The 4,658-nt window shown below is 68.3% G+C and carries 6 protein-coding genes; 5 read left to right on the top strand and 1 reads right to left on the bottom strand.

What is annotated here, in order from left to right:
• Positions 1-847, top strand: an 847-nt coding sequence (trpB, locus tag AC3XYG_RS04400; protein WP_489138597.1) for a tryptophan synthase subunit beta, incomplete at its 5' end; no start/stop codon positions are given.
• On the top strand, positions 847-1,668 hold the full coding sequence (trpA, locus tag AC3XYG_RS04395; RefSeq protein ID WP_489138596.1) for a tryptophan synthase subunit alpha: 822 nt from the start codon (positions 847-849) through the stop codon (positions 1,666-1,668). The genes trpB and trpA, both read left to right, overlap by 1 nt.
• 149 nt (positions 1,669-1,817) lie before the next feature.
• Here the strand turns inward: trpA and AC3XYG_RS04390 are convergent, their stop codons facing one another.
• Positions 1,818-2,177, bottom strand: coding sequence for an AbrB/MazE/SpoVT family DNA-binding domain-containing protein (locus AC3XYG_RS04390; RefSeq protein WP_489138595.1), 360 nt, complete (start codon positions 2,175-2,177; stop codon positions 1,818-1,820).
• A gap of 466 nt (positions 2,178-2,643) precedes the next feature.
• On the opposite strand from AC3XYG_RS04390, the gene AC3XYG_RS04385 reads away from it, so the two are divergent.
• The 3 genes from AC3XYG_RS04385 to AC3XYG_RS04375 form a co-directional block, all read left to right on the top strand.
• Positions 2,644-2,874, top strand: coding sequence for a hypothetical protein (locus AC3XYG_RS04385; protein WP_489138594.1), 231 nt, complete (start codon positions 2,644-2,646; stop codon positions 2,872-2,874).
• Between the two features lie 71 nt (positions 2,875-2,945).
• Positions 2,946-3,887 (top strand): acetyl-CoA carboxylase, carboxyltransferase subunit beta, encoded by a 942-nt coding sequence (accD, locus tag AC3XYG_RS04380; RefSeq protein ID WP_489138593.1) that lies wholly within the window; start codon positions 2,946-2,948, stop codon positions 3,885-3,887.
• On the top strand, positions 3,880-4,658 hold a 779-nt coding region (locus tag AC3XYG_RS04375), incomplete at its 3' end, for a bifunctional folylpolyglutamate synthase/dihydrofolate synthase (RefSeq protein ID WP_489138592.1). The genes accD and AC3XYG_RS04375, both read left to right, overlap by 8 nt.

The raw sequence follows: 4,658 nt of genomic DNA, 5'->3' as shown, positions 1-4,658 counted from the left end.
GCAGCACGGCGTCGCCACCGCCACGGTCTGCGCCCTGTTCGGCCTGCCCTGCACCATCTACATGGGCGAAGTCGACATCGAGCGGCAGAAGCCGAACGTGTTCCGCATGAAGCTGCTGGGCGCCGAGGTGGTGCCCGTCGTTTCCGGCAGCCGCACGCTGAAGGACGCGATGAACGAGGCGCTGCGCGACTGGGTCACCAATGTCGACGACACCTTCTACATCATCGGCACCGTCGCAGGCCCGCACCCCTATCCGCTGCTGGTGCGCGACTTCCAGTCGGTGATCGGCAACGAGACGCGTGAGCAGATCATGCAGGCCGAAGGCCGCATGCCGGACACGCTGGTGGCCGCGGTCGGCGGCGGCTCCAACGCCATCGGCCTGTTCCACCCGTTCCTGGACATGCCCGACATCGCCATCCATGGCGTCGAGGCGGCGGGCCATGGCGTGGAGACCGGCAAGCATGCCGCGTCACTGTCGGGCGGCCGCCCCGGCGTGCTGCACGGCAACCGCACTTACCTGCTGCAGACCGAGGACGGCCAGATCGAGGAGGCGCATTCGATCTCCGCCGGCCTCGACTATCCCGGCATCGGGCCGGAGCATGCGTGGCTGCACGATGTCGGCCGGGTGACCTATTCTCCGGTTACCGACACGGAAGCGCTCGAGGCGTTCCAGCTCTGCGCCAAGCTCGAAGGCATCATCCCGGCGCTCGAATCGGCGCATGCGCTGGCGCATGTGATGAAGATCGCCCCCGGCCTGCCCAAGGACAATCTGCTCGTCATGTGCCTCAGCGGCCGTGGCGACAAGGACATCTTCACGGTGGCCGAAGCGCTCGGAGTGACGATCTGATGACCCGCATCACCGCGCGCTTCGCCGAGCTGAAGGCGCAGAACCGGGCCGCCCTCGTCACCTTCGTGACCGCCGGCGACCCGGATGCCGAGACCAGCTTCAAGATTCTCGAAGGCCTGCCCAAGGCCGGGGCCGACCTGATCGAGATCGGCATGCCGTTCACCGACCCGATGGCCGACGGCCCGGCGATCCAGGCGGCCGGCCTGCGCGCCCTGGCTGCCGGCATGACCCTGCCGAAGACGCTCGACCTCGTGCGCCGCTTCCGCGCCGGGGACGAGACCACGCCGATCGTGCTGATGGGCTATTACAACCCGATCTATTCCTATGGCGTGCCGCGTTTCCTGGCCGACGCCAAGGCGGCCGGGGTCGACGGCTTGATCGTGGTCGATCTGCCGCCGGAAGAGGATGGCGAGCTGTGCCTGCCGGCGCTGGCCGCCGGGGTGGATTTCATCCGCCTGGCGACGCCGACGACAGATGACGCACGGCTGCCGGCGGTGCTGACCAACACCTCGGGCTTCATCTACTACGTCTCGGTCACCGGCATCACCGGCGCGGCCGCGGCCGATGCGTCGGCAGTGCAGCCGGCGATCGACCGGCTGCGGCGGCACACCGACCTGCCGGTCGCGGTTGGCTTCGGCATCCGCACGCCGGACGCGGCGGCGGCGATCGCCCGGATCGCCGATGCGGCGGTGGTCGGCTCCGCCATCGTCGAGGAGATCCGGCATTCGCTGCACGCCGATGGCCGACCGACCGTGGCCACGGTCGACTCGCCGCTGGCCCTGGTCCGCCGCCTCGCCGAAGGCGTCCGCGGGGCGCGGTGACGCCTCGCGATCATCGCCATCCCATCCTCGTCATCCCCGCGAAAGCGGGGATCTCGTCTCATTCGTCTGGATAGAGATTCCCACTTTCGCGGGAATGACGTTTGAAGAAAAAGGACGGTTCCGAAAACCGTCGCTTGCGGAATGGCCGGTCAGATTTTGGACGAGGGCCATCCCATCGAGCAGATGTCCTCGATCGACAGCCTTGGCGTCCCGGTGCCGGTCGGCTTCGCCCGTCGAGTTTCCGTGTTGCCGTCGGCCGGCTGGCCGGCCTTGGTCTCATCATTGTCGAATTCCGGCCAGACGAGGGCGTCGTCGCTGGCTTCGGCAAGGCGCCGGGCGTCATTTGCCCAGCCGGCTCGCGGATTCTCCCGGCTCGGCACGATGATCAGACGGCCCGTCTCGACGACCATGTCTACGTCGTCGCCGGCCTTGGCCCCGATTTCCGCCAGCAAGGGCTCGGGAATGATAACCCCTGTGGCGTTTCCCATTTTCCGGACGATGCCGCGCATTGTTGTCGACTTCATTGGCCACCTGACGCTGCCACGATAGCATCGGCGCTCGTTTGCTGCGACGCGTTCCGGCCGGAGATGCCGGCCGGGACCGAAATGCCTGCCCCCAACATTGCGCCACAATGGCAGCGCCTCCTGGCGATGATCTGCGTCTCCGGCCCGCCGGTGCGGACCAGGCCAGGGACTTGCCGGGGGAGGGGCTGCCATGGTGATGAGGGGCTGTGTCGGTGCTGCCGTCCTGATCGTCGCGCTTGCGGCCTGCGCGGCAACTCCCGTCGCGCAAGGTCCCGGGCCTGAGCCCGGGATGATCTCGTCCGGATCCGCCGTGCCATGGCAGGGCCACCAGCTGCGGGAGGTCACGTCGCTCGCGGCGCTTCCGGCCTCGATTCGTCGGGCGCTGGGAACGGACAACCCCGGATTGAACGCCATGGCCTAGAAGGGCCAGCGGTTCAACGTCGGGGATGCCGTGGTCGAGCCGCTGCCGATGCGGCGCTTCATCACCGCCGGTCACGATGGCGACACGTGGCTCGTCGCCTTCGAGCAGGGTGGGATCTCCCTCTACGTCACAGCCGTCGAGATCTCCGGCGGTGTCGCGCGGCGAGGGTGGTGGCTGAGTTGCTGCATGACGACGCTGACGGAGGTGGTGCAGCAGATTTCGGCGGCGCCTCCTGACGCCGCCTTCGTGCCCAAGCCTTAGAGGCGGACGCCCGGCCTGGAACTCGCGCCCTCGATCTTGACGTCTTCGGCTGAAAAGCGGAAAACCGCGGCATGAACTGGCTGACAAACTACATCCGCCCGAAGATCCGGGCCCTCGTCTCCTCGTCCCGGCCGGAGACGCCGGACAATCTGTGGACGAAGTGCCCGAACTGCGAGGCGATGCTGTTCCATCGCGATCTGGAGGCGAATCTCTACGTCTGCCAGCATTGCGGCCATCATATGCGGCTCGATCCGATCAAGCGGCTCGGCATGCTGTTCGATGACGGCAAGTACGAGACGATCGAGTTGCCGAAGCCGGCGATCGATCCGCTCAAGTTCCGCGACACCAAGCGCTACACCGACCGCCTGAAGGAAGCCCAGGCCAAGTCCGGCCGCAGCGACGCCATCGTCGTCGCCCATGGCAAGATGGGCGGCCGCGACACCGTGATCGCCGCCTTCGACTTCAACTTCATGGCCGGCTCGATGGGCACGGCGGTGGGCGAGGGCCTGGTCGCCGCGTCCAAGCTGGCGGTGATGCAGCATGCGCCGCTGGTCGTCGTCCCCGCCTCCGGCGGCGCCCGGATGCAGGAAGGCATCCTGTCGCTGATGCAGATGCCGCGCTCGATCATCGCGGTCGAGCAGGTCAAGGATGCGGGCCTGCCCTATATCGTGGTGTTGACCGACCCGACCAACGGCGGCGTCACCGCCTCCTTCGCCATGGTCGGCGACGTGCACATCGCCGAACGCGGGTCGCAGATCGGTTTCGCCGGCGCCCGGGTGATCGAGGAGACGATCCGCGAGACCCTGCCGGAGGGCTTCCAGCGTGCCGAATACCTGCTCGACCACGGCATGGTCGACGTGGTGGTGGTGCGCAAGGATCTGCGCGACACGCTGATCCGCACGCTGGGCCATCTGCTGGGCGGCGCCCATGCTGCCGCATTGGAGATCACCGTCGACCCTGCCGATCTCGCCGCCGCCGCATCCATCGAGGGCGAGCCCGCCTATCGTGCCTGACGCCGGCGTGGACGCCGCCGCCCAGGCGAAGGTCGAGGCCGCGCTCGACCGGCTGACCCATCTGCATCCGAAGCGGATCGACCTGTCGCTCGGCCGCACCGAGCGGCTGTTGGCCGTGCTCGGTGACCCGCATCTGCGGCTGCCGCCGGTCGTGCATATCGGCGGCACCAACGGCAAGGGCTCGACCACCGCGTTCCTGCGCGCCTTCCTGGAGGAGGCGGGCTATCGCGTCCATGTCTACACCTCGCCGCATCTGGTCCGCTTCCATGAGCGCATCCGCCTCGCCGGGTCGCTGATCGATGGCGCGGCGCTGGTCGAGCTGCTGGAGCGGGTCGAGCAGCTGAATGCCGGCGAGCCTATCACCTTCTTCGAGGCGACGACCGCGGCCGCCTTCCTGGCCTTCTCGGAGGTGCCGGCCGACATCGTGCTGCTCGAGGTCGGGCTGGGCGGGCGGTTCGACAGCACCAATGTGGTGCCACGCCCGGCCGCCACCGCGATCACGCGGATCTCGATGGACCACATGCAGTTCCTCGGCGACACGATCGAGGCGATCGCCGGGGAAAAGGGCGCCATCGCCAAGCCAGGCGTGCCGATGGTGGTGGGGCCGCAGAAGAGCGACGCCGCCATCGCCGTGCTGACCCGGGCGGCCGAATCGGCCGGCGCGCCGCTGCATCTGGCCGGGCGCGACTGGTCGGTGGCCCCGGCGGCGGATGGCTTCGTCTTGCGCACCGGGTCGGGCGAACGGCATTATCCGCGTCCGGCCCTGCCGGG

It is taken from the genome of Inquilinus sp., from assembly GCF_057815775.1.
This window is presented reverse-complemented; position numbering and strand designations above follow the sequence as displayed.